Consider the following 24,951-nt stretch of genomic DNA (forward strand, 5'->3'; position numbering starts at 1 on the left):
GCCTCGTTCTCAGCGCCGTTATCTTCGTCAGTCTGATAGTCGCAGCCACGATGCTGCGCCTCGCCTATGAGTGGCGACAGGCCCTTGACGATATCGATTCCATGATCGTAACGCCGGCAGTGATCCAGCTGCCTACGGACACCTCTCTATCTGCCAGCGCAGCCTCCCAGACACCCCCGGCGTCGAGCCAAGCATCTGGCGATGCCCAGGCCCAGCCTGAGGCCGCCGCCAATGCTCCCAGCGACGGGAGCGCCCCCGTCTCCGCCGCCAGTGGCGGCGAAGCCGCGGCCAGCCTCAGCCAGGAGACGCTGAACATCCTGCTGCTCGGCACCGACGCCCGCCCCACCGACACCGAGCCCACCCGCACCGACGCGATCGTGCTCGTCCGACTCGAGCGCGACAGCGGCCGGGTCAGCATGCTCTCCATCCCGCGCGACCTGTGGGTGACCTACCCCAGCGGCGGCGAGGGCCGGATCAACGCGGCCTTCGCCGTGGGCGAGAAGAAGTACGGCCCCGGCGGCGGCGCGGCCCTGGCCAAGTCCACCGTGGGCAAGCTGCTCGGCGTCGAGGTCGACCAGTTCGTGCTGATCAACTTCCAGGGCTTCAAGACCCTGATCGACCAGCTCGGCGGGATCACCGTCGATGTGCCCGAGGCGATCAGCGACCCGGCCTACCCCACCGACGACTTCCGCACGATCAGCGTGAGCTTCGCCGCCGGCCCGCAGCAGATGGACGGCGAGCACGCCCTGATCTACGCGCGCACCCGCCACGCCGACAGCGACTTCGGGCGCAACCAGCGCCAGCAGCTGGTGCTGATGGCGATCTTCAACCGCGTCCGCGAGCGCGGCCTGCTCCAGCAGCTCACCAGCCTCGACGACTACACCGGCGCCCTGCGCGGCTATGTGAAGACGGACCTCGACCTGAAGGACCGCGGGCGCATGCTTGCGCTGGCCAACTTCGCCCGCGGCATCAGCCCCGAGGATGTGCTGCGCTACGCGATCGACTCGACGACGATCGTCGAGCTGCGCCCCCCGGCGACCTTCGCCGCCGAGCCGCGCTCGCTGAAGCGGATCGTGGCCCAGTTCACCGGCGAGGCCACCTCCACCGCCGGTGGAGAGTAAAAAGAAGGGGTTTGGGGGAGGGCTTGGCCCTCCCCCAGCCTCTCCCAGCAGCGCGATGAGGAGCGTGGCGGTCGCCGCGCTCCTCATCGGCGTGGGCAACATCGCCAGCCGCGCCCTCGGCCTCATCCGCGAGCCGACCATCGCCTACTACTTCGGCCGCGGCGCCGCCACCGACGCCTTCACCCTGGCCTGGACGGTGCCCAACACGGTCTACGACATGCTGATCAACGGGGCGGTCAGCGCGGCCCTCGTGCCGGTGTTCAGCGAGTACGCCGAGGGCGACCAGGACGAGTTCTGGCGCGTGGTCTCCGGGGTGATCAGCATCGCCCTGGCCGCCCTGACCATCCTGACGGCCCTGGTGGTCTGGCAGGCCCCGGCGGTGGTGCGCCTGCTGGTGCAGCCCGGCCAGGAGGGCCTGCGCGACCAGACGACATCCCTGGTGCGCCTGCTCATGCCCGCCGTGCTGCTCATGGGCGTCTCCGGGCTGACGACGGCGATCCTCTACGCCCGCCAGAGGTTCCTGCTGCCGGCCTTCGTCGGCGCGGCCTTCAACGCCGGCATGATCGCCGGGATCGTGCTGCTCCACGGGCGGCTGGGCGTGAGCAGCCTGGCCGCCGGCGCGGTGGCGGGCGCCCTGGGCCAGGTGCTGCTCCAGCTGCCCGGCCTGCGCGGCTCCCGCCTGCGGCCCAGCCTCAGCCTGGAGCACCCGGCCGTGCGGCGCATCCTGCGGCTCTACGCCCCCGTGGCGCTCGGCATCGGCTTCTCGATCATCGGCACGCTGATCGACCGCTGGCTCGCCTCGGGCCTGCCCGCCGCGCCCACCACCATGCGCTACGCGACCACGCTCATCCAGTTCCCGCTCGGCCTGGTGGCCTCGGCGGTCTCCCTGGCCGTCCTGCCCACCCTCTCGCGGCAGAGCGCCGCAGGCGACGACGACGCCTTCCGGGCGACCCTGGCGATGGGCTTGAAGGTGGTGCTGCTGCTCATCCTGCCGGCCAGCGCCGGGCTGCTGGCCCTGGCCGGGCCGATCACCCGCCTGCTCTTCGAGCGCGGGGCCTTCGGCAGCGCCGACTCGGCGGCCACGGCGACGGCACTGCTCTTCTACCTGCCCGGCCTGCCGGCCGCCGCGATCGACCAGGTGCTGATCTTCGCCTTCTACGCGCGCAAGAATACGCTCACGCCGAACCTCATCCAGGGCGCGGCGATCGGCTTCTACCTGCTGACCGCCCTGCCGCTGCTGGCCCTCAGCCAGCTCGGCTTCCTGGCCCTGGTGCTCGGCAACTCGGCCCAGTGGGTCGGCCACGCCCTGCTGGCGGCATGGCTGCTGCACCGCGCCGTGCCCATGGGCGGCCAGCGCCTCGGCGAGGCGGCGGCCAAGGCGCTCCTGGCCAGCCTGCTCATGGCCGCCGCCGTCTATGGCCTGGCCGCCCTGCTCGGCGGCGCGCCCGCCCTCGTCCAGGTGGCCGCGGCCGGCGGCCTCGGCGGCCTGATCTACCTCGGCGCCTGCGCCGCCCTGCGCGTCGAGGCCCTCGGCTTCTTCCTCGGCGCCCTGCGCGCGCGCTTCGCGAGGCGTCAGGCATAATCCATCACGCCTCACGCCCGATCAATCAGCGCCTCGATCCGGGTCAGGAAGTGCTCCACGAAGCCCTCGCCGTCGAACTGCTCCACCAGGCGCACGTTCGGCGCGCGGTCGGTCTTGCCCAGGAAGTCGGCCACCGTCTTGCCCACCGAGAGCTCGCCGGAAAGCTCGACCTCCACATTCACCGGGCGGGTCACGGCCAGCTCGGGCACGTAGGCCAGGGCCAGCGCCGCCGGGTCGTTCAGCGAGCAGCCCGCGAAGCCCAGGCGCACGCGGTGCATCTCCATGTAGTAGCGGGTCGACTCGGCCACGAAGTGGGCGATCGGGCCGCCGCGCTCCAGCAGGCGCCCGATATGCACATCGGTGATCCGCACCCCGCGCGTGATATCCCAGGGCATGATCGTGATCGGCGCGCCGCTCGTGAAGACGATCTGGGCCGCGTGCGGGTCGGCGTAGACATTGAACTCGGCCAGGGGCGAGGCGTTCCCCTCGATGCGGAAGGCCCCGCCCATATAGATCAGCTCGCGCAGGGAGCCGGCGAGGCGCGGCTCCTTGCGCATCGCCAGGGCCACGTTGGTCAGCGGGCCGACCGCGACCAGAGTCACCTCGCCGGGCGCGGCCATAACCTCGCGGATGAGCAGATCCACCGCGTGCTCGGCGACCGCCGCCGCCGGCGACGGCGGCAGGGCCGCGTAGCCCAGGCCCGACACCCCGTGGACCTCGGGGGCGTGGAAGCGCGGCCGCAGCAGCGGCCGGTCGCAGCCGGCGGCCACCGGGATATGCGCGGCCCCGCCGAGGGCCAGCACATCGAGGCCGTTGCGCACCGCCTCGCTCAGCGCGCAGTTGCCGTGTACCACCGCGAGCGCGGCCAGATCGATCTCGGGCGAGGCCAGGGCCAGCAGGATCGCCAGGGCATCGTCGATGCCGGGGTCGGTGTCGAGCAGGACGCGCAGCGGGCGAGAGGGAAGGCTCATGGGGCAACTCCTGGGAGATGAGGCGGGCGACTCGGTCTACTATAGCAGATGGCAGAGCGCAGAGCGTAGAGCGCAGAGCGCAGAGCGTAGGGCGCAGAGCGTAGGGCGTAGAGCGTCCTTCGTGGTCAGCTTGACGCCCCGTAGCGCGCCGTGCCATAATGGGCGCAGCGAAGCCATTGGTCGGCGCGTGTCATCGGGGGCGAGTGGGGGATGCGGGCCTACCTAGATATTGAGACCACCTTCGCCGGCAGCATCAGCGTCATCGGCATCTACCGGCCCGACAGCGGCACCACCCAGCTCGTCGGCGGCGGCGTGAGCGATGTGAACCTCTACGACGCCCTGGAGGGCGTCTCGACGATCATCACCTTCGCCGGCAGCAGCTTCGACCTGCCCGTGATCCGCAAGCGGCTCTTCGCCGACCTGCGCAGCGAGTTCGACCACCGCGACCTGCTCTATGTCTGCCGCAGGCGCGGCCTGCGCGGCGGGCTGAAGGTCGTCGAGCAGCGCCTCGGCATCGACCGCGACACCGCCGGCATCACCGGCTACGACGCCCCGCGGCTCTGGGATCGCTACGAGACGCGCGGGGAGCAGTCGGCGCTCGACACGCTCCTCAGGTACAACTATGAGGACGTGGTCAACCTCGCGCTCCTGGAGGCGATCCTCGACGGCGCGCCCGCGGCCCAGCTCGCCCCCGCAGTCACCGTCCTGATGACCTAATACTCCGGCCCTGGGATCCCCCTCGGCCAGCAGATAGATTGACCTCGATGCAGCAGAAAGTTCTCGACGGCCGCTATGAGCTCGACCGCAAGATCGGCGAGGGCGGCATGGCCCGCGTCTACCTCGGCCGCGACCTGCGGCTGAATCGGCGCGTCGCCATCAAGATCCCGCATCGCCACGCCAGCGGCGACGCCGACTTCCTCGACCGGTTCCGCCACGAGGCCCAGGCCGCCGCCATCCTCGCCCACCCCAATATCGTCGATGTCTACGATGTCGGCCAGGACGGCGACATCCACTATATCGTCATGGAGTACGTCGAGGGCACCGACCTGAAGGCGGTGATCAACCGCGAGGCGCCCCTCACCGCCGCCCGCGCCGTCGATATCGCCGGGCAGATCGCCCGCGGGCTCTCGGCCGCGCACAAGGCGGGCATGGTCCACCGCGACATCAAGCCCCAGAATGTGATCGTCACCGCCGATGGCCGGGCGCGCATCACCGACTTCGGCGTCGCCAAGAGCCACCTCAGCACCGCCCTCACCGAGACCGGCGTCTCCTTCGGCACCGTGGACTACATCTCGCCCGAGCAGGCCCAGGGCCGCGCGGCGACCCCGCAGTCGGACATCTACGCCCTCGGCATTGTGCTCTACGAGATGCTCACGGCCCGGCTGCCATTTAAGGGCGACTCCGCCGTGGCCGTGGCGATGAAGCACGTCACTGAGGAGCCGCCCCCGCCGCGCCAGATCAACCCGCAGATTCCGGCCCAGCTCGAGGCGCTGATCCTGCGCGCCATGGATAAGGACCCGGCCCGCCGCCCGCGCAGCGCGATGGAGTTCGCCGACCTGATCGCCGGCTACACCCAGATCGCGCAGCAGGAGACGGTGGTCAACCCGGCGCTCGCCGGCGTGGGCGGGCGGCCGGCCCAGCGCGGCCCGACGACGCAGCCCCCGCGCCAGGCCGGCGGATCGAGCGGCACCGGCGCCACCGGGCGGGTGAGCATCCCCATGCCCAGGCAGACCCCGGCCCGCGCCCCGCGCCAGGAGGGCCTGGGCTGCGGCATCTTCCTGGTGGGCATGCTCATCCTCGCGGGCGTCCTCGGCATCGTGATGCTCTTCAGCACCGGCGCCCTGAACGGCCTGTTCGGCAGCATCGGCGGCGACCCGCGGCCCACCACGTCGGCCCCGCCCCCGGGCGGCACCGCCGCCCCCGGCGAGCCGAGCCCCACGCCCGACCAGCGGATCAGCGTGCCCACGCTGGTCGGGCTGAGCGACGGCGCGGCGCAGGAGCAGCTGCTCAAGCTCCAGCTCATCCCCGCGCCGCAGGGCGAGAATAACCCGACCGTCAGCCAGGGCCTTGTGATCAGCCAGACGGTCGCGCCCGGCGAGCTGCTGGCCCCCGGCCTGACGGTGACTTACACCGTCAGCCTCGGGCCGCTCCTGGTGACGGTGCTCGATGTCACCAATACCCGTGTCGAGATCGCCCGCTCGCAGCTCACCGCCCTTGGGATCCAGGTCGCCGTCGTGGAGGTGCCGAGCGTCGCCATCGATGCGGGCTTTGTGATCGATCAGTCGCCGCGCTCCGGCCTGCGCATCGCCCAGGGCGAGACCGTGACGATCCGGGTGAGCCAGGGCGATGTGGTCCGCTTCCCCGATGTGATCGGCAAGACCCGCGCCGAGGCCGAGGCCATCCTGGCGGCGACGCCGGGGATGACCCTGGAGTTTGTTGACGTGCAGGGGCGCGATCGGCTGATCGACTTCGACACGTTTGCGCCTGGCGAAGTGGTGAGCGCGCAGATCCAGGGCGGGTCGGGGATCAGCAACGGTGAGCTGATACCGCGCGGCAGCAGGATCATCCTCGGGGTGCGGGCGGAGAGCTAACATAGAGAATGGAGCATGGGACAAGTCCCAAGCTCCATTCTCAATTCGAGATAGTGGCTCCGGTACCCCGCCTCCCCCCGGCGCGGGGCACGGTGCCATTCCTTGATGTCCACACTCTACTACACCACCGTGAAAACTCGCTGTCTAAGGGTAGTGAGTTTTGTAACAAAAGCGTCATCTTCGGATAGGAAGGGCATCCTCTTGGAGGCGGCCGTCGCTGACCCGGAAGACCCGGTCGGCCATGCCGACGACCTCAGGGCTGTGGGTGACCATCACCATGGTGCGGTTGGCCTGGCGGGTGAGCCGGTCGAGCAGGGCCAGCACCTGCTGGCCGGTGTCGGCGTCGAGGTTGCCGGTCGGCTCATCGGCCAGGATGAGCGCCGGGCTATGTACAAGGGCGCGGGCGATGGCCACCCGCTGCTGCTCGCCGCCGCTCAGGCGGTCGGGGTAGCTGGCGTCGCGGTCGGCCAGGCCCACCTCGGCCAGCATTGCCGCGGCCGTCGTGCGGGCCTCGGGGCCGCCGCGCCCGTTCAGCTCAAGTGGCAGCAGCACATTCTCCAGCACCGTCAGGGTCGGCACCAGGTTGAAGAACTGAAAGATGAATCCCACGCTGCGCCGGCGGAAGAGCGTGCGCTCGCGCTCGGAGAGCCGGGTCAGGTTCTGCCCGTCCACCCAGACCTCGCCCGCGCTCGGCGTGTCGATCCCGCTGACCAGGTTGAGCAGTGTGCTCTTGCCGCTGCCGCTCCTGCCAAGCAGCACGGCTATCTCGCCCCGGCCGACGCGCAGGCTCACCTCGTGCAGCACCGCCCGCGTGGCCCCGGCCTCCTCGTATGATTTGCTGACGCCCGCAAGCCGCAGCAGCGGCTCGCCCACAGGCGGATCGCGACGATCGCTCATTGAGACTCCCCCTACAACATGTATGATGTGCAAGGGGCTTGCCAGCTTCGCTGGCAAGCCCCTTGCACATCATACACACTATCTGCTGCCGCTGCCCGCAGGGTAAACGAAACGACGGCAGGAATCCTGCCGCCGTGGTCGTCGTTGAAACAAGATTGGCGCTGACCCCGCCGGCCTTCTGGCAAGCGGCGCGGGGGGGGGAGAGGGTTTAGAGGGAAAAAGGGGAATAAGTGCGGAGTTGTCGTCCGGGGCTTATTCGCAAGCCGTTTTCCTTTGGGGCCGCGCTTCTCTGTTACCAACAGCATACGTCATAGGGGCCGGTGACTTCAATAGTCCCTTTCTCCCCCGTCATGATGGCCCATCTGGGAGCGCCAGTACTGGGAGGCGGGATGACCTATGCTACAATGAAGATAACGTTCGAGCGCCCCCTTTTGTTTCAGCGCCATTGCAAGATCGGGCGGCCCCCTGGGTGTGGGCCGGGCCGCATCGCGCGTCCAGATGCGCAGTCTGCCATCTGCAATCTGTAATCTGCACTCACACTATGCCCCCAAAACGCGGCCCGACCCTCTTCGACGCCCAGCGCGACGCGACTCTCCAGAGCCAGGCGCCCCTGGCCGCGCGCATGCGCCCGCGCAGCCTGGAGGAGTACGCCGGCCAGCAGCACATCGTCGGCGAGGGCCGCCTGCTGCGCCGGGCCATCGCCGGCGACAAGCTCTTCTCGATCATCCTCTGGGGGCCGCCCGGCAGCGGGAAGACGACCCTGGCCCAGATCATCGCCAGCGGCACCAACGCCCACTTCGAGCAGGTGAGCGCCGTCAGCGCCGGCGTGGCCGACCTGCGCAAGGTGATCCAGGAGGCCAAAGATCGCCTGGGCATGTTCCAGCAGCGCACGGTGCTCTTCATCGACGAGATCCACCGCTTCAACAAGGCCCAGCAGGACGCGGTGCTGCCCTATGTCGAGGACGGCACGGTGATTCTGATCGGCGCCACCACCGAGAACCCCTCGTTTGAAGTCAACGGCGCCCTGCTCTCGCGCTCCCGCGTCTTCACCCTGGAGGCCCTGAGCGATGAGGATGTCGGCCAGCTAGTGGACCGGGCGCTGGCCGACGGCGAGCGCGGCCTGGCCGGCTACAGCCCCATGCTCGCCGCCGACGCCCGCGGCTACCTGGTGAATATGGCCAACGGCGACGCGCGCACCGCGCTCAACGCCCTTGAGGCGGCCGTCATGGCCAAGGCGCCCAGCATCGGCGAGAAGCGCCTGATCACCCTCGACGACATCCGCGACGCGCTGCAGGGCCGGGCCACCCGCTACGATAGGAACGGCGAGCTGCACTACGACGCGATCTCGGCCCTGCACAAGAGCGTCCGCGACAGCGACCCCGACGGGGCGCTCTACTGGCTCGGCCGCATGCTCGATGGCGGCGAGGACGCGCTGTATATCGCCCGGCGCGTCGTGCGTATGGCCGTCGAGGATATCGGCCTGGCCGACCCGCAGGCCCTCCCGCAGGTGATGGCGGCCCAGCAGGCCGTCCACTTCCTGGGCCAGCCCGAGGGCGAGCTGGCGTTGGCCCAGGCCGTCGTCTATCTCTGCCAGGCCCCGAAGAGCAACGCGGTCTACCGGGCCTACGGCGCGGCCCAGAAGGACGTGGCCGAGACGCGCAACGAGCCGGTGCCCCTGCACCTGCGCAACGCGCCCACCCGCCTGATGAAGGGAATGGGATTCGGCAAGGGCTACGAGTACGCCCACGATCTAGCCGATGGCCGGTCGGAGCAGGCCCACCTGCCACCGAACCTGGAGGGCCGGATCTACTACGAGCCGACCGACCACGGCTTCGAGGCTCTGGTGCGCGAGCGTCTGGCGTGGCGCTCTGCGCGAAGCGCGCAGAGCGCCGAACAGAAAGCGCCGGCAGCGCCACAGGGCGGGCCGCCTGAGGGCGGTGCGCCAGACCAGCTCGCCCCCGGCGAGGAGCCGCAGCTGGCGCCCGACGACATCCCGCCGCCGGATGGCGCGGGCGCCCCGCCGCCCGCGCGGCCGCGCAAAGGGCCGCGCAAGAGCTGAGTGGCAATAGCGCAGAAGGCGCGCACAAAAAACTGATGGTGCAGCATGTGCCTGCTGGACAATTGCGGGCTACTTGACGACCTTCTCGCCGGTGTAGGGGTCGTACTGCCACTCGCCGGTCTGGTCGATAATCTGGTTCGCCTGGGTGGGCTGCGCGGCGCCCTGCTCGGGCATCACCACCCACAGGATGACGTAGATCAGCGGGCTGAGGCCGCTGAGCACGGCCAGCACGAACACCAGGCGCACGAGGGTGCTGTCGACGCCGAAGTAGCGGGCCAGGCCGCCGCAGACGCCGCCGAGCATGCGGTCGCTCTGGCTGCGGGAAAGCTGGTTGCTCATGGTGTGTCTCCTTATCTGTGCGCCGCGCCACCTGCGCGGCGTTGTTCGTTCCCTGCCCATACGACGACGACGCCCGCCGAATGTTGCGCCCCCTGATGCATGATGCGTGATGCGTGATCGGCACAGACGGATCACCGATCACGGATCACGCATCACCGTAAACCAGAGTGTAAGCCATGCTGTAGCCTGTTTTATCTAGAACATGGCTTAGATCTGGCATGAAATCGCCGCCAGGGCATACACAAGCTCCAACTTTTGCGCTACAATAGGAGCAGATCCACCTGGAGCGCAAGAGGAGCACGGAGACCCATGGCGATCGCCAAGCTGCCCACGCTCGCGCCGCCCGATCTTGCGGGCGCGCCCGAGGCCCCGCCGGCCGAGCCCGCCGATGTGACGCTGCGGCTGCGCCGCGACCTGCTGGTAGAGTGTCTCGCTGCGCTGACCGACGCCCCCACCGTCGCCGCGCTGCGCCAGAGTCTCGGCGCCCTGCGCGACCGGCTAGGCGAGCTGGGCGACCCGATCTACGCCGGGCGCGAGGCGGAGCAGGTGCGCTTCTCGGCGGCCTACCTGGAGGGCGAGTTCGCCCAGATCGGCGGCGCCCTGACGATCGAGCGGGCGCGCTACTACGTCGACCGGCTGCGGCGGGCCGCCGCCGTCGAGCGCACCGGGGCGATCAACGAGATCAACCTGAACCGCTGGAAGGAGTACGACGACATCCTCACCGACAGCCTGTGGATGATCGACCGCCGCGACAGCAGCGGCGTCCACACGGCCGGCTACTGGGGCAACTTCATCCCGCAGATCCCCAACCAGCTCATGCGCCGCTACACCCGCCGGGGCGACTGGGTGATCGACCCCTTCGCCGGCTCGGGCACCACGCTGATCGAGGGGCAGCGCCTTGGCCGCAACACCCTCGGCGTCGACCTCCAGCCGCAGATGGTTGAGCACGCCCGCGCACTCGTCGCCGCCGAGCCCAACCGCCACGGCGCGATCTCTCAGGTTGTGGCCGGCGACAGCACCTCCACCGACTTCCGCGCGCTGCTGGCCTCCCAGGGCGCCCGCAGCGCCCAGCTGGCAATCCTGCACCCGCCCTACCACGACATCATCCGCTTCAGCGACGACCCGCGCGACCTCTCGAACTCGCCGTCGATCGATGAGTTCCTGCACCTCATGGGCCGCGTCGTGGAGAACATCGCCCCGGCCCTCGACCGTGGGCGCTACCTGGCCCTCGTCATCGGCGATAAGTACGCCAGGGGCGAGTGGTTCCCCATGGGATTTCAGACCATGAGCGAGGTGCAGGAGCGCGGCTTTCTGCTCAAGAGCATCGTGGTGAAGAACATCGACGGCACCGCCGGCAAGCGCAGCCAGAAGGAGCTCTGGCGCTACCGCGCCCTCGCCGGCGGCTTCTATGTCTTCAAGCACGAGTACATGTTCCTCTTCAAGAAGCGGTAGGGCACAGCAGCGCGGCGCTGCTGCGCCCTTACGGCGGTGTGTCATCCCAGGCGGCGCGCAGCAGCGCCGGCAGCAGCTCGCCGGAGCGCGCGTTGAGCGTGTAGAGCGGCGGGCGGGCGGCGGTGGTCACGTCCAGGTTGATCACCGCCACGGTGGCCCCGGCCTGCATGGCCGCGCGCGGCAGCGAGGCGGCCGGCTCCACCAGGCCCGAGGTGCCGATCGAGAGGAAGAGGTCGCAGCTGCGGGCGGCCGCCCACGCCGCCGCCATGGCCGCCTCCGGCAGCAGCTCGCCGAACCAGACCACATCGGGGCGCAGGTGGGCGCCGCAGCGCGGGCAGCGCGGCGGCAGCTCGCCGCCGGACTCGTCCCACTGCTCGACCACGCCCCCCTCCTCCGCGCACACCACCCGCCCGATATTCCCGTGCAGCTCGATCACGGCCTCGCTGCCGGCGCGCTGGTGCAGCCCGTCCACATTCTGGGTGATCAGGGTCAGCTGCGGCACATAGCGCGCAAGCTCGGCCAGGGCCAGGTGGCCGGGGTTGGGCGCGGCCTGGGCCACCAGCTCGCGGCGCCAGGCGTACCACTCCCAGACGCGCCGAGGGTTGCGGCGGAAGCCCGCCGGCGAGGCCAGATCCTCGGGGCTGAAGCTCGCCCACAGCCCCGTCTGCGCGTCGCGGAAGGTCGGGATGCCGCTCTCCGCCGAGACCCCCGCCCCCGTCAGCACGGCCACGTGGCGGGCGCGCCGCAGCGCCGCCACCAGGCCAGGGTCGATCAAGAGATCCGCGCTCATGGCGTTGGCTTGAAGATGAGCTCGAAGCGCAGCTGCTGCGCGTCGAGGCGCTGGACATGCCAGATCCCGCAGGTCGGCGCGGCGTTGCCGCCGGGGTAGTTGTGCTTCGTCAGGTCGATCTTCTCCTTGCTCAGCTCCAGCAGGGCGGCGCGGATCGGCGAGCCGTGGGAGACGAAGGCCACCCGCTGCTGCGGCGAGTCGGCGGCGGCGGACAGCAGATCGCGCACCCGCCCGCGCACCGTGTCGAAGGTCTCGCCCGGCCCGTGCTCCTGGAGCAGCGTCGTGAAGGTCGCCGGCAGGCCGAGGACATCGATGATCACCTCGGCCGTCTGCGTGGTGCGGGCGAAGGGCGAGACGAACAGCTGCTCCACGCCCTTGTCGGCCAGGAAGGCGGCCGCCTGTCGCGCCTCGGCCCGCCCGCGCTCCGAGAGGTCCGGCCCGGGCGGCGTGTTGTAGGGGATGGCCGGGTTCTGCGCCGGCGTGCCGTGCCGGATGAGGTAGATATCGCTGAGCAAGCATCACTCCTTAGTATAGACAAGATTGCAGATTGTAGATTGCAGATTGCAGATTTGGTGTAGTAGAACGCCATTCACGGTATCAAAGTGTAAAGCAACCCGAAACCTTGTCATAGCTAGGGATTGCTGGCTTCGCCAGCAATCCCTAGCTATGAAGGTACCACGTCCCCGTGCCGCGTGTCAACGGCGGGCGGCCCCGATTGACGCGCCGCAGCGCAACATTTACAATGCAGGCTACGTCGATTCTAGGAGTCTGTACTGGGGGCACGCGCCCCTCGCGCAATTAATTAAGGACGGAGCGATGCGCCTCATACTCTATCTTGGCAAGGGCGGTGTTGGTAAGACGACGACGGCGGCCGCCACGGCGGTGCGCGCCGCCGAGCTGGGCTACCGCACGCTGGTGGTGAGCACCGATGTGGCCCACAGCCTCGCCGACGCCCTCGATGCGCCCCTCGGGTCGCTGCCCACCCAGCTCTCCGATAGGCTCTGGGGCCAGGAGATCAATGTGCTGGACGAGGTGCGCGAGCACTGGGGCCAGCTGCGCAGCTACCTCTCGACCCTGCTGCGCCGCCGCGGCGTCGATGAGGTCGCCGCCGAGGAGCTGGCGATCATCCCCGGCATGGAGGAGGTGGTCAGCCTGCTGCACATCCGCCGCCAGGCCAGGGACGGCAACTTCGACGCCGTGATCGTTGACGCCGCCCCCACCGGCGAGACGGTGCGCCTGCTCACTATGCCCGAGACCTTCCAGTGGTACGCGGCCCGCGTGATGGACTGGGAGCCGACGACGATGAAGGCCGCCCGGCCCCTGGTCAAGGCGCTCATCCCCGCCACCGATATGTTCGAGACGATCGAGCGGCTCACCAAGGGCGTCGAGGCCCTGCGCGACACGCTGACCGACGCCAGCGTCAGCTCCTACCGCCTCGTGGTCAACCCCGAGCGCATGGTGATCAAGGAGGCCCAGCGCGCCGCCACTTACCTGGCCCTCTTCGGCTACCCGGTGGACGGCGTGGTGCTCAACCGGGTGCTGCCCGTCGAGGCGGCCGAGGGCGAGTTCATGAAGGAGCTGGCCCGCATCCAGCAGGGCTACCGCCAGCAGGTCTACGACATCTTCCAGCCCCTACCGATCTGGGAGGGGCCGCACTACGCCCGCGACCTCGCCGGGATCGCGGATCTCTCTATGGTCGGCGCGAAGCTCTTCGGCGACACCGACCCGGTCAAGGTGCAGTTCACCGGGAAGACCCAGGAGATCATCCGCGACGGCAACGAGTATGTGATGAAGCTGCCGCTGCCCCACGTCGAGATCGGCAAGGTGCAGATGGTCAAGCGCGGCGACGAGCTGTTCATCGAGATCGGCAACTTCCGCCGCGACATGATCCTGCCGACCACGCTGGCCGAGCGCCCGGCCACGCGGGCGGTCTTCCGCAACGGCGTGCTTGAGGTGCGCTTCGGCGAGCCCGAGGCTCTGCCGCTAGAGGCGTGACCCGAGTGTAGGGCCGAAGCAGTCGCCTGGGATGCCTACGGTTATAGGATGATCCATCCGGGGCGGCATGTGTAGGGCCGAAGCAGTCGCCTGGGATGCCTACGGTTATAGGATGATCCATCCGGGGCGACATGTGTAGGGCCGAAGCAGTCGCCTGGGATGCCTACGGTTATAGGATGATCCATCCGGGGCGACTGCTTCGGCCCTACGTTATATCGAAAGGCAACGACGCCATGAGCAAGATCGCCCTGATCGGCGTGCCGATCGACCTGGGCGCCGGCCGGCGCGGCGTGGGGCCTGTGACGTGGCGGTGAATAGCGCCGGCCCCTGGGCCGGCGCGGTGGCCGCCCTGGCCGGGCTCAACGTCCCGGTGATGCCCTACCGGCGCAATATCTATATGACCACGCCCTTCCCCCAGATCCCGCGGCCGATGCCCTTCACCTTCGATGTCGGCAGCGGCTTCTACATGCGGCCCGAGGGGGCCAGCATCCTGATGGGCGAGGCGAACCCCGCCGAGCCCAGCAGCTACACCACGACGGTGGACTGGGAGTGGCTCGATACGGTGCTGGAGCACGGGCTGGCCCGCTTCCCCATCCTAGAGCAGGCCGGCCTGGCCGAGCAGCAGTGCTGGGCCGGGCTCTACGAGGTCACGCCCGACCACAACCCCATCCTGGGCAGCAACCCGGCCCTGGCGGGCTACGTGGACGCCAGCGGCTTCAGCGGCCACGGGATCATGCACGCCCCGGGCTGCGGCCTGCTGATCGCCGAGGAGATCCTCGACGGCCGCGCCCATACGATCAACATCGATGAGCTGCGGATCGACCGCTTCGCCAACGGCCCGACCCACGCGGAGCGCAATGTCTTTTAGGCGAGGCTGTGTGGGCCGGGCCATCAGGCTCTGTGAAAACAATGGCAACCCGCTCGTTGCAAGAGCTGTTCGTGGATCGACTGAAGCAACTTGACCGCTTCCGCAGAAGCCTGGATGGCACCGCCAGCAGGCGCATTATTCTCGTCTCCGCCGGATCAGGGATGGGCAAGTCCTGGCTCCTCAAGCAGTTTGCCAGCGAGGCGGAGGGGCGGGGCGCCCGCAGCGTCCTGATCGACTTCAGCGACGGCCAGGCCTACGATGTGCTCACCCTGGTGCGGCGCTTCCGCGACTCGCTCGGGGAGACTCACTTCAACAAGCTCACGGCGGCGATCAACGAGGCCACCGCGCCGCGTTTAGTGATCAGCGATAGCGGCGGCGGCGGCACCGGGGTGAACTTCGGCAGCAGCCAGATCGGCGACGTGAGCATCGGCGATGTCGCCGGGCGTAACGTCATCAAGGATAATCTCTTCATCTTTCAGGCGGACAACCCGCTGGTCATCCAGGCGATCGAGGATCGGATCACTCAGGTCTTCTTCGCGTGCCTCAGCGAGATCGAGGCCGCCGGCCCGGCGCTCTTCCTCTTCGATACCTACGAGCGAACCTCCCAGTCGAGCGAGGCCTGGTCGCCAAACGTGACCGACCGCTGGATCACCCGCGAGCTGCTCACGCGCATCCGCGACGGGCGGCTGAGGAACACCGTCGTTGTGCTAGCCGGCCGCCGGCTGCCGAGCTTCGGCGTGGAGTGGTCCCAGGTGATCGGCGTCATGCCGATCGATCTGTTCACCCAGGCCGATGTGTCCGCCTACCTGCGCGAGAACCGCGGGCTGAGCAGCCTCACCGACGCCGAGGTGCAGACGCTCTACAACGCGGTGCAGGGCAGCCCGCAGCTCCTCGGGATTATTGGCGACAACCTAGAGCAGACGGTGCGCCCAGGCGACGAAGATGACTGGTGACATCCACAACTACCTGAGCGATATGCTCATCGCGGCGAAGAGCAAGAGCGGCGACGCGCTGCTCACCTTTAATATCGACCAGGTGCTCAAGAGCGTCAAGCCGGGCAAGGCCGAGGTGCTGCGCCGCTGCGCCATCCCGCGCTGGTTCGACATCTCGATCCTGCGCGTGCTGCGCGAGAGCGAGGATGGCAACGAGCGGATCATCGAGCAGATGCGCGCGTTCAGCTTCATCCGCGACTTGGGCGACGGGCGGATGGCCTATCACGAGCAGGTGCGCCAGATCCTGCTGGCCGAGTGGCTCGACCAGCGCCCCGATGCGCTGAACCAGCTCCACCGGCGGCTCTACAGCTACTTCAACAACCGCACGACGCCGCCCGGATCGACCCGGCGCGCGATGCAGCTGGTGCCCGAGAGCAATATGCTCAGCGTGGTGCCGATGAGCCCCCAGTCGGACATGTTCCGCCGCGAGGCGCTCTACCACCTGATCAACGCCGACCCGATCCGCGGCATGGACGAGCTGCGGGCCGCCTTCAACGATCTGGAGCGCGCGCACCGGCTGGCCGAGGCCGAGATGCTGCTGCTGGTGGCCAGCGAGGCGCCGCTGAACTCGCTCCAGCGGCGCTGGCTCCAGTATATGCAGGCGCGCACCCAGCAGGGCAGCCTGAACCTGGCGGCGGCCGCCCAGCAGTTTGAGGCGCTGCGGGCGCTGAAGGATCTGGACCCCGAGCTGGGCGCGGAGACGAGCCGGTCGCTGGCCGAGGTCTACTCGGAGACGGGGCAGTGGGCGCGGGCCACCCAGCTCTTCCGCCAGAGCCTCGCGTACTTCCGGCGCACCGGCAACCAGCGGGCCGCGGCCGACACGATGCTGATGCTGGGCGAGGCCTACCAGGGCATCGGGATCAGCACGGGCAGCTGGCATGTGGCGCATGTGCCCGAGAACGAGCTGCTGCGCTATGTCCAGATCATCTGGATCTGGCTGATCGGCCTGCCCTTTCAGGTCGGCGCGCTGGCGCTGGGGCCGCACAACCGCCTGCTGCCGATCCCCGAGTACTGCGCCCGCTACCAGAACTGGCTGCTGATCCGGCTCTACAACACCGCCCGCACCTGGTACGCCCAGGCCCGCGAGGCCTACCGCCGCCTCGGCGATGAGGGCAGCATGCTGCGCGCCGAGCAGCGGCTGATCGACATCCTGCGGCTCTACGGCTACCACGAGGAGGCTAGGGCGCAGGTCGAGTCGCTGCTGAAGCGCAAGCCCGCCCGCGACCCATACTGGCGGGCGTGGCTGGAGCGCACCCTCGCCGAGTGCTACCTGGCCGCGAACAATATCGGCAGCGCCCAGGTGCTGCTCGCGAACGCCCTGGCGGTCTTCCGCGAGTTTGGCGATGTGCGGCGCGAGGCGACGATCCTGATGATCCAGGGCCAGGCGGCTATGCAGGCCGGCAACATCGACGGGGCGCTGGACGGCTTCGTGAAGAGCCTGGAGCGCTACCGCACGCTGGGCTACGCGGCCGCCCGCGAGCGCATCCTCCATGAGCTGCGGGCATGGAAGCATCGCCCGGGGGTCTCCGAGGGCGTGCGCCAGCGCATCGCGACGCTGATCGCCGCCGAGCCGGAGAAGCGCTATGTCGGCCGCTTTATCAGCAGCTATCTGCGCCTGCTCCAGATCGTGTCGGTCGTCGCCATGCCCCTCGCGCTGCTCATGCTGGCGGTGGTCGCGCCCACCGCCACGCTGATCCGGCTGCCGAACGAGGTGCTCTCGATGAGCACCTTCTACGACCCGCTGCGGATCACGGTGGTGCTGGCGCTGCTGGCGGTCTTCTATCTGGGCATCTACGCCGCGATGGCCGCGGCGGTGATCTATGTGCTGCCGATCAGCCGGATCGAGCGCGAGCAGCCCGATGTGATCGTGACCCGGCCCGACCGGATCGCGCGCTACGATAGCCTGGGCAACGTGGATCTGGAGATGCCCTGGCCCCAGGTGCGCCGCTGGCTGGCCATGGATCGCTGCGTCTGGGACCGGCCGATGGCGCTCTACTCGCGCACCTTCCTTGAGGATGCCGAGGGGCGCGACCTGGCGATCGACGGGATCACCGGCTGGTACGGCGATGTGCAGACCGACGTCGGGCAGCGCCTCGCGGCGGCGGGCAGCCCGGTCGAGCGACGAAGCCTCGGCTACCGCCTGCTGCTGAGCGCGAGCGGCGCGGTCGCGACAACGGGGGCGGCCCTGCTGCTGCTGGTGACGATGTTCGAGAACCAGTGGCTATCGCTGCCGACATGGTTTCCGGCCGGGCTCTACGCCCTGGTCTTCGTTATCGCCATGAGCGGCGCGCTGATGCTTTGGCCGCTGGCCTACTGGCTGGCCAACCGCCCCCTGACCTTCCAGCACATGCTGCAGCTTAGCGAGAGCTGGCCACATGTGCTGCTGGTGCTCGGCGCGCTGCCCGTGCTGCTCTACATCCTCAGCGGCGGCACGGCGCTGCCGATCGATGTGATGAACTACAGCACCTTTATCTGGGGCGTCTATGTGCTGGCCGAGGCGCTGGTGGCGCGCTCCCCTGCCGCGCTGCGCGGGCTGCGGCTGCCGGTCGTGGCCCTGGCGACGCTCCTTGCGCTCCTGATCGTGGCCCAGCCGGCCTACGCCAGCTACCGCTGGCAGGTGGGCTACACCGCCAAGGGCCAGGTCTCCGACGCGGCCGCCGTCGGCGCTGCGCCCTCGGCGGTGAGCGAGACGGACTGCGCCGCCGCCGCCGAGGCCCGCGCCCTCGGCACCGACCCGCTCAGCACCTACACGGTCCAGGGCGACTGCGCCGCCGTGGCCGGAGATTGGCAGGCGGCGACAGACTACTACGCCCAGGCCGTCGATAGCGCGGCCCCCGGCTCCGGCGAGCATGCCCTTGCCCTCTACAACCTCTGGAACACCCTCCGGCGCTACGACACCGCCCAGGCGGCTGAGATCAGCCGCCAGCTCGATGCGGTCTGCGCGGCCTCGCCGCAGATCTCGCCGGTCTGCGCGATGAGCAGGTAGCGGGGGGCGCAGGGTATGCGCAGTACGTTACGCCCCGGGTTCGGCGGGATCTCTTGTTGTTTTTTGCCAAAATGGCCAGCGAAGCTGGCCATTTTGGCAAAAAACAACAACGGTTTTTAGGGCGGCAGCCCTAAACGTGATGCGCATAGGGCTGGTGCCCAGGCGGCATCAGTTGCCGATTTTGAGACTAGCGAGTATAGTAGTAGCGGCAATCGCCAGGCAATCATCTGCTACATTCTACATCCGCTCTAGTGCGCCCCGGAGGAGTGCCCATGACCCTTGACGAAGCTATCGCCGAGCTGACCCGGCTGATCAGTGCCGCCAGCCCCGGCAGCGTCGTGCGCGTCACGCGCGTGTCCGGCGAGGAGGCGAGCATCCGCGCGTATGCGCCCGCAGCCGATGAGGGCGCGGTCAAAGAGGCGACCCACGACCTCACATTCCAGCTGCTCACCGGCGAGGGCCTCGATGTGCAGGTGCTCGTCTATGATATTGCGACGTCGCTCCCGCCCGACGAGTAACGTTTTATTGGCACACAAAAGCGGGTGGCTTAGCCACCCGCTTTTGTGTGCCAATGATCACAGGCCCTACGCATCAAGCAGCCACTCCAGGGCCAGCATATAGCCGCGCCAGCCCAGGCCGGCGATCTGCCCCGTCGCCACCGGCGCCACCACCGACGTGTGGCGGAACGCCTCGCGCCGGTAGACGTTCGAGATGTGTACCTCGATGATCGGCGACTTCAGCATGGCCAGCGCGTCGCGCAGCGAGAGCCCGTAGTGGGTCAGCGCCCCCGGGTTGATGATCACCCCGTCGGCATCCCAGGCCATGTCGTGGATGTAGTCGACGAGCGCGCCCTCGTGGTTCGACTGGAAGCTGCGCAGATTCGCGCCGGCCGCCTCCGCCCGCGCGGCGAGGGCCGCGTCGATCTCGCCCAGGGTCATCGCCCCGTAGATCTCCGGCTCACGTCGGCCGAGCATGTTCAGGTTCGGCCCGTGGATCACCACAATAGCGCGCGCCACACCAGCTCCTCTCGCCTCACCTGCGGACAAGCGGCAGGTAGGCCTTGTGTGTCACCGTTACCTCGGGCGCGATGTAGACGAAGCGCAGGCGCACCTCGGCCACTGCGGTCGAGTCGAAGCGCGAGCGCGCCTGGATGGTGATCACCTTCGTGGGGCCGGGCTCCACGTCCGGTGGCACCGTCACCGATACGCCGACGTTGTAGTCGGTGTCGCGCGGGCCGATCACGGTGACCGGCGCGATATTGACCTTCCAGCCGCCATCTGCGCCCAAGACCGTGATGTCAACGGTATCAAGGCCGTTCCCCGTATTGCTCAGCACCAGATCCTTCATACGGATCGTGCCGCTGCTCGGCGTCACCGCGCGGGCCTGGTCGGTGCTGAGCACCAGGTCGATCACCTTGCCCACGGTGATGTGCTCAACCGCCTCGTCGTTTGACTTCACCGGGTCTGTGTTTGAGGCGACCCGGATGCGGCCAAAGTTCGGGGCGCCGACCGTCGTGTTATCGTCGTTGGGGACGCCGATGATCACGGTGATCTCCTGGCTCTCGCCGGGGGCCAGGGTGAGGAAATCCGGCACCGCCGTCATCGGCCAGAAGAGCGCGTTGGTCGATGTAATCGTGTAGGTGTCCGCCGTGATGCCGATGTTGGTGACGGTGTGGGTGAAGACGAGCGATGCGTTCGGGTAGGCTGTGCCGGTGCGGTCGGGCGTGATCTGCACGTCGTAGGTGTTGCCCACCCTGGACTCGTCCGTCGCGCTGGCCAGGATTGTGCCGCTCGGGCTGTCCTTCCGCGCCTCAACGGTGGTGACGTTAGCCGTGCCGCCGAGCACCCCGAGCGGCAGGCTCACCTGGACGCTGATCGTCGTTGTCTCGCCGGGGTTGAGGACGAGCGGTGGCGAGTAGAGTACTGATGAGCTGAAGCCAACCCCGGCCTGGCTATCGCTGGTTGTGATGTAGAACGAGATCTGCGAACTGCCGGTGTTGGTCAGGGTGTGGGTGAAGGTCACCGTCGTGCCGGGCAGGCCGTTCTTGCTGGTGCCGGGCGAGAGGCTCGCGGCGTCGAAAAGCTCGACCGTGGCGACATCGTCCCGGCTGGCCGTCGCCCCCGCGCTGCTCTTTGAGGTCGCGGTGACGGTGAAGGTCAGATCGCCGGCGATGATCCCGCTCGGCACCGTCACCACCAGGGTGATCGTGCGCGTGCCGTTGCGCGGCACATCGGTGACGACCGTCGGGCTGAGCACGGCCATGCCGGCGCTGGCCGGGGCCGTCGGCACCAGGGCGATGTCGAAGCTGTCGGTCGCGTTGCCCAGGTTGGTCAGGGTGTGGGTGTAGGTCAGCACCGTGCCGGGGACGCCCGTCTGCGGCGTTATGGCCGCGCTCAGGCTCACATCACGCACGGTCTCCACGTTCACCGTGGCCGTGGCGGTCACGGTGACATCCACCGGCGTCGACTGGGTGCTGTTATCAGCCGTCGCGCTGAGCGTTACGGCCTGCGGCCCGCCGTTCGCACCGGCGGGCACTGTTACCTGGAGCGTGAAGGTGCAGCTCTCACCATTCACCAAGTTGATCTTGGTCGGCGAGAGAGTGCAGCTGCCGTTATAGTCCACAAGGGCCACCCAGCCGGCCGGGCTGCCAGTGACGGTCGGGATGCCGAGGGTAAAGTTGACGGTCGCGTTGCCCGTATTGGTCAGGGTGCCAGTGAACGTCACCGTGCCGCCGGCCGCGCTGGCTGTGCCTGGCGTCCCGGAATCGAAGCGGAGTTGGGGCGAGCCACCGCCGGTCACCGTGACTCGCCCGGGCACAGACGGCGCGGTGGGTGGGGTGCCCCCAACTGCCACGGCTGTCACGCTGAAGTTATAGTCATTCTGGACTGCACTCGCATCCGACGCCACCTGAGCCGTCACCGTGACGGTGCGCGAGGCTCCGGCGGCCAGGCTGAAGCTGCCGCTGGGGCTGACGGTAAAGCTCAGCGGAGCGGCGTTCGTCGGGGCCGGCACCTGGAAGCTGTCGGTCGCGTTGCCAGTGTTGGTCAGGGTGTAGACGAAGTCGGCCGAGGCGCCGGGCGGGCGCGAGAGGGTCGGCGGCGAGCCGGTGGGGCTGGTGGCCACAAAGGTGAAGCTGCGCAGGGTCGGCACGGTGATCGTGTCCACCGTGGCCGGGTCGGTCTGCGCGGTGCCAGCCTTGATGCGGAAGCTGAACGACACCGAGCCGGCGGGCGCGCCGGCCGGCGTGTTCACCACAATCGTCAGGGTCGTGCTCGCGCCGCCGGCCAGGCTGGTCTGCGCGAGGGTCGCCGAGGCCACCGACCAGCCCGTCGGCGGGGTGCTGGTGAAGGTCGGCAGGCCAGAGCCGCTCGGGCCGACCACCGAGAAGGTGCCGGCGAGGTCGCCGGTGTTGGTGACGCTGTGGGTGAAGGTGAGCGTCGTGCCGGTGCGCGCCTTGGTCTGGCCCGGAGAGACGGCGGGGGTGGCCGGGTTAAACGTAAGGATCTTGGCCGTGGTAATATCAGTCTGCACATTTGAGCCGGTGGTGCCGGAGAAGACCTGGACGGTAGTGGTGTCCTTGTCGCCGGCCTGGGCGCTGTAGGGCACGCTGACCACCATGTCAAATGATGCGCTGGTGCTGGCCGGCACCGTCACCAGGGCCGGGGCGCTGGCCCAGCCCTTGTCCGAGGTGATCACGACGCTGAAGGTGCGCTCGACGGCGGCGTTGTTGGTGATGCTGTGCCTGTAGATAACAGAGTCGCCCACCACCACCTGCGCCTGGCTATCCGGGAAGGCCACGTCAAGGCTGAAGCTGCTGTCGGCGCATGGCCCGAGGGCACCGCTATCGAGCACCGTCGAGAAGGGCGAGGTGTTATTGCTGGCGTTATCGTGCACCGTCGCGGTGAGATAGCGCTGGCACCCGGTGATATTAATGGTAAAGGTCCCGCTCGCCGTGGTCGCTGAGGTCAGGTAGACCGGCCCCTCTTTATCCTCGCTGACGCTGCTGGTGAAGACCTCGACGGTGCAGTTACCGCTGCTACAGCTGGCGCTGCCGCCGAGCGTGGCGGCGGTGGTCGTGCCGCTTGCCCCGGTCAGGGTCGGCGCGGCGATATCGCCGTTGCTGCCGGCGGAGTAGAGCTTGATCCCGTCGCCATTATGGGTGCTGGTGGTGCTCTTGGTGATCAGGATGCCGCTCGGCCCATCGATAAAGACACCGCTGCCCATCGAGCCATCGCCATTGCGCACCAGCCGATTGCCGCTGATCGTGTTGCCGTTGGCCCCGGCCCCACTGTTCTGGACATAGATCCCGTAGTAGTTCGTCAGGGGGCCGCTGCCGCTGCCCTCATCGCCGTTGAAGGCGATCAGGTTGTTCGAGATGACGTTGCCAGTGCCCTGAAGGAGGTTGATGCCGCTCCGCTTGTTGCGGATGGCCTGCGCAAAGGTCAGGTCGCCCGAGGCCCTGGTGCCGATCCGGTTGCCGTCGATCGTATTGTTGCTCGCGCCCCTGAGCAGGTAGATCCCGATGCCCACGCCGGAGATCACATTGTCGCGCACCGTGTTATTGCTTGAGGCGGTCGTCCCGGCGGCGGTTGTCGAGTTATTCGTGATCCGCAGCCCCTCGGAGGTGCTGATACTGGTGGCCCCGGAGGTGTCGAGGGCGACGGTGCCGCTGGCGCTCACGCCCAGGTAGTTGCCCTGGATGGTCGTCGCGGTGACACTACAGATAACCGAGCCGCAGCTGCCGCTGCCGATGCCGGGCAGCAGCACGATCGCCGCCGCCGCGCCGGTGGTCTGGCCAGCGCCGGTGGCGATCACATTGCGGTCGCCGCTCTCCGGCCCGCCGATCTGGTTGTCGCTGCCGTTCTCAACCCAGATCCCCGAGTCGCCGAAGCTGTAGCCGACCGTGCCGACCGTGGTGGCCGAGGTGGGCGAGGTGGTCGTGCCAGTGACATCGGTACCGATGAAGTTACCCTTGATCGTATTGCCGCTGGAGCGCACGTGGATGCCGAAGCGGCGGACCGAGGAGATCACATTGGCCGGGCCGATGATCGTCGCCGGGCTCGGGGAGCCGGACGTCACCGTGCCGAGGTAGATCCCGGTGTTATGTAGATTCGAGGCACTCGCGGTGCCGATCGTCGCCAGGGTGGTGCCATTGCGGGCGATGCCGATCAGGTTGCCGACGATCTGGGTGCCGCTGGAGTTATAGGCGTTATCGCTCAGCTGGATGCCGTCCTCCTCGCTGAAGCCGATCACATTCCGCCCGCCCAGCGGGTTGTTCGGGTCGCCGATCGTGGTGTTGAGCGCGCCCCGGGTGATGCGGATGCCGTTGTGGTTGGCGATATTGCCGCCCGTGGGGGTGACGCCGATATCGTTGCCGACGATCGAGGTGTCCTGGGGGTGAAGGTTCGAGAAGACCGATGCGGCGGCGCTCTCGATCACGATCCCGGCGGCGGCGTTGGTGCTGTTGCCCAGGTGCCCGCCGATCAGGTTCCCCTTGATCAGCGTGCCGTGCGCGTAGGTGCTCACGAACACGCCGGCGGCGAGGTTGGTCTGGGTGACATCCCCAGGGACTGCCGTGCCGGCAGCGTTGACGCCGATGTAGTTCCCAACAACCTGATTGTTGCTGATGAACGATGAGGATACGGAGTCGCTGTCATCGACGGCGATATTCGCCCGCAGGTTACCGGTGACAACATTGCGCTCGCTGGCCGCGTCGCCGCCGATCAGGTTGCCGCTGGCGCCCTCATCGATCTGGACGCCGTAGTAGGCGTTGCCGAAGGTGGAGGTGCCATCGGCGTTCAGGCCGACCCAGTTATTGGCGATCACGTTGCCGGTGGCCGCAGCGGAGCGGAGCGAGATCCCCGAGCCGCCGAGGGCGACGGACGTGCTGGGAAAGCCGACCACCACCAGGCCGCGCACGACATTGTTCGCCGACGTGATCACCAGGCCGAAGGCGCTTGCGCCGACGGGGAGGCCAACGCCGCTCAGCACCACCGAGTGGGCCGGCACCACGTTGATCGTCGTCTCGCCGCCCGAGAGCTCCGGCAGCTCCGAGGTCACATTGATCATGAATGGGGCCGTGCCGGAGATGCTGAAGGTGATCGTGTCCGGCCCGGGGTTCTGGTTGGCCAGGCGGATCGCCTTGCGCAGGGTGCAGCCCGTCGCGCAGCTCGCGGCGCCGTCGTCGGTGTCGGCGGTAGAAGTGACGGTGAAGGTCTGCGCGTGCGCGAGCCGGGCCGCCGGCAGGGTGGCGGCCAGCAGCGCGATCAGCACGACCAGGCTAAGACGGCGGGCGAGTGACGACACGG

At 68.5% G+C, this 24,951-nt stretch carries 18 protein-coding genes; 11 read left to right on the plus strand and 7 right to left on the minus strand.

Annotation, left to right across the window (positions count from 1 at the left end):
• The first annotated feature begins 101 nt into the window (after positions 1-101).
• Together K2Z83_RS01320 and murJ are read left to right on the plus strand one after the other, a co-directional pair.
• A complete protein-coding gene (locus tag K2Z83_RS01320) occupies positions 102-1,121 on the plus strand; it encodes an LCP family protein (protein ID WP_255603091.1) in 1,020 nt (339 codons plus the stop codon).
• A 55-nt stretch (positions 1,122-1,176) separates the two neighbouring features.
• Complete coding sequence (gene murJ, locus K2Z83_RS01325; RefSeq protein WP_220593378.1) at positions 1,177-2,703, plus strand: murein biosynthesis integral membrane protein MurJ; 1,527 nt, start codon at positions 1,177-1,179, stop codon at positions 2,701-2,703.
• Between the two features lie 11 nt (positions 2,704-2,714).
• On the opposite strand, the gene K2Z83_RS01330 is transcribed toward murJ, so the two are convergent.
• A complete protein-coding gene (locus K2Z83_RS01330) occupies positions 2,715-3,674 on the minus strand; it encodes a nucleoside hydrolase (protein WP_220593379.1) in 960 nt (319 codons plus the stop codon).
• 210 nt (positions 3,675-3,884) lie between these two features.
• On the opposite strand from K2Z83_RS01330, the gene K2Z83_RS01335 reads away from it, so the two are divergent.
• Both K2Z83_RS01335 and pknB read left to right on the plus strand, forming a co-directional pair.
• Positions 3,885-4,391 carry a ribonuclease H-like domain-containing protein gene (locus K2Z83_RS01335; RefSeq protein ID WP_220593380.1) on the plus strand — a complete coding sequence of 169 codons (507 nt, stop codon included), beginning with the start codon at positions 3,885-3,887 and terminating at the stop codon, positions 4,389-4,391.
• 47 nt (positions 4,392-4,438) lie between these two features.
• Positions 4,439-6,265, plus strand: coding sequence for a Stk1 family PASTA domain-containing Ser/Thr kinase (gene pknB / locus K2Z83_RS01340; RefSeq protein WP_220593381.1), 1,827 nt, complete (start codon positions 4,439-4,441; stop codon positions 6,263-6,265).
• 174 nt (positions 6,266-6,439) lie between these two features.
• On the opposite strand, the gene K2Z83_RS01345 is transcribed toward pknB, so the two are convergent.
• Positions 6,440-7,162 (minus strand): ABC transporter ATP-binding protein, encoded by a 723-nt coding sequence (locus K2Z83_RS01345; RefSeq protein WP_220593382.1) that lies wholly within the window; start codon positions 7,160-7,162, stop codon positions 6,440-6,442.
• 541 nt (positions 7,163-7,703) lie between these two features.
• On the opposite strand from K2Z83_RS01345, the gene K2Z83_RS01350 reads away from it, so the two are divergent.
• A complete protein-coding gene (locus K2Z83_RS01350; protein WP_220593383.1) occupies positions 7,704-9,221 on the plus strand; it encodes a replication-associated recombination protein A in 1,518 nt (505 codons plus the stop codon).
• Between the two features lie 69 nt (positions 9,222-9,290).
• On the opposite strand, the gene K2Z83_RS01355 is transcribed toward K2Z83_RS01350, so the two are convergent.
• Positions 9,291-9,560 carry a PspC domain-containing protein gene (locus K2Z83_RS01355; RefSeq protein WP_220593384.1) on the minus strand — a complete coding sequence of 90 codons (270 nt, stop codon included), beginning with the start codon at positions 9,558-9,560 and terminating at the stop codon, positions 9,291-9,293.
• Positions 9,561-9,869: 309 nt separating this feature from the next.
• Here K2Z83_RS01355 and K2Z83_RS01360 point away from each other — a divergent pair, with 309 nt between their 5' ends.
• Positions 9,870-11,012 carry a DNA methyltransferase gene (locus K2Z83_RS01360; RefSeq protein WP_220593385.1) on the plus strand — a complete coding sequence of 381 codons (1,143 nt, stop codon included), beginning with the start codon at positions 9,870-9,872 and terminating at the stop codon, positions 11,010-11,012.
• A gap of 28 nt (positions 11,013-11,040) precedes the next feature.
• Here the strand turns inward: K2Z83_RS01360 and K2Z83_RS01365 are convergent, their stop codons facing one another.
• The gene (locus K2Z83_RS01365; protein WP_220593386.1) at positions 11,041-11,802 is read right to left on the minus strand and encodes an NAD-dependent deacylase; all 762 of its coding nucleotides are present in this window, start codon (positions 11,800-11,802) and stop codon (positions 11,041-11,043) included.
• Positions 11,799-12,317, minus strand: coding sequence for a histidine phosphatase family protein (locus K2Z83_RS01370; protein WP_220593387.1), 519 nt, complete (start codon positions 12,315-12,317; stop codon positions 11,799-11,801). Before K2Z83_RS01370 ends, K2Z83_RS01365 begins: the two co-directional genes overlap by 4 nt.
• Positions 12,318-12,618: 301 nt before the next feature.
• Between K2Z83_RS01370 and K2Z83_RS01375 the strand changes: the two genes are divergently transcribed.
• The 5 genes from K2Z83_RS01375 to K2Z83_RS01395 all read left to right on the plus strand — a co-directional run bounded on the left by K2Z83_RS01375 (position 12,619) and on the right by K2Z83_RS01395 (position 19,161).
• Complete coding sequence (locus tag K2Z83_RS01375) at positions 12,619-13,797, plus strand: ArsA family ATPase (protein WP_220593388.1); 1,179 nt, start codon at positions 12,619-12,621, stop codon at positions 13,795-13,797.
• A gap of 304 nt (positions 13,798-14,101) precedes the next feature.
• On the plus strand, positions 14,102-14,665 hold the full coding sequence (locus tag K2Z83_RS01380) for an NAD(P)/FAD-dependent oxidoreductase (RefSeq protein WP_370650009.1): 564 nt from the start codon (positions 14,102-14,104) through the stop codon (positions 14,663-14,665).
• 71 nt (positions 14,666-14,736) lie between these two features.
• Positions 14,737-15,618, plus strand: a complete 882-nt coding sequence (locus K2Z83_RS01385; protein ID WP_220593389.1) for an ATP-binding protein — start codon at positions 14,737-14,739, stop codon at positions 15,616-15,618.
• Entirely contained in the window at positions 15,608-18,643 is a 3,036-nt protein-coding gene (locus K2Z83_RS01390; protein WP_220593390.1) for a hypothetical protein, read from the plus strand. The genes K2Z83_RS01385 and K2Z83_RS01390 overlap by 11 nt, the downstream gene beginning before the upstream one ends.
• Positions 18,644-18,915: 272 nt before the next feature.
• A complete protein-coding gene (locus K2Z83_RS01395; protein WP_220593391.1) occupies positions 18,916-19,161 on the plus strand; it encodes a hypothetical protein in 246 nt (81 codons plus the stop codon).
• A 66-nt stretch (positions 19,162-19,227) separates the two neighbouring features.
• On the opposite strand, the gene aroQ is transcribed toward K2Z83_RS01395, so the two are convergent.
• Entirely contained in the window at positions 19,228-19,659 is a 432-nt protein-coding gene (gene aroQ / locus K2Z83_RS01400) for a type II 3-dehydroquinate dehydratase (RefSeq protein ID WP_220593392.1), read from the minus strand.
• Between the two features lie 16 nt (positions 19,660-19,675).
• Positions 19,676-24,949: a NosD domain-containing protein gene (locus K2Z83_RS01405; RefSeq protein WP_220593393.1), complete on the minus strand. Its 5,274-nt coding sequence runs from the start codon at positions 24,947-24,949 to the stop codon at positions 19,676-19,678.
• Positions 24,950-24,951 lie beyond the last annotated feature (2 nt).

The organism is Oscillochloris sp. ZM17-4 (assembly GCF_019599295.1).
Lineage (GTDB): Bacteria > Chloroflexota > Chloroflexia > Chloroflexales > Chloroflexaceae > Oscillochloris.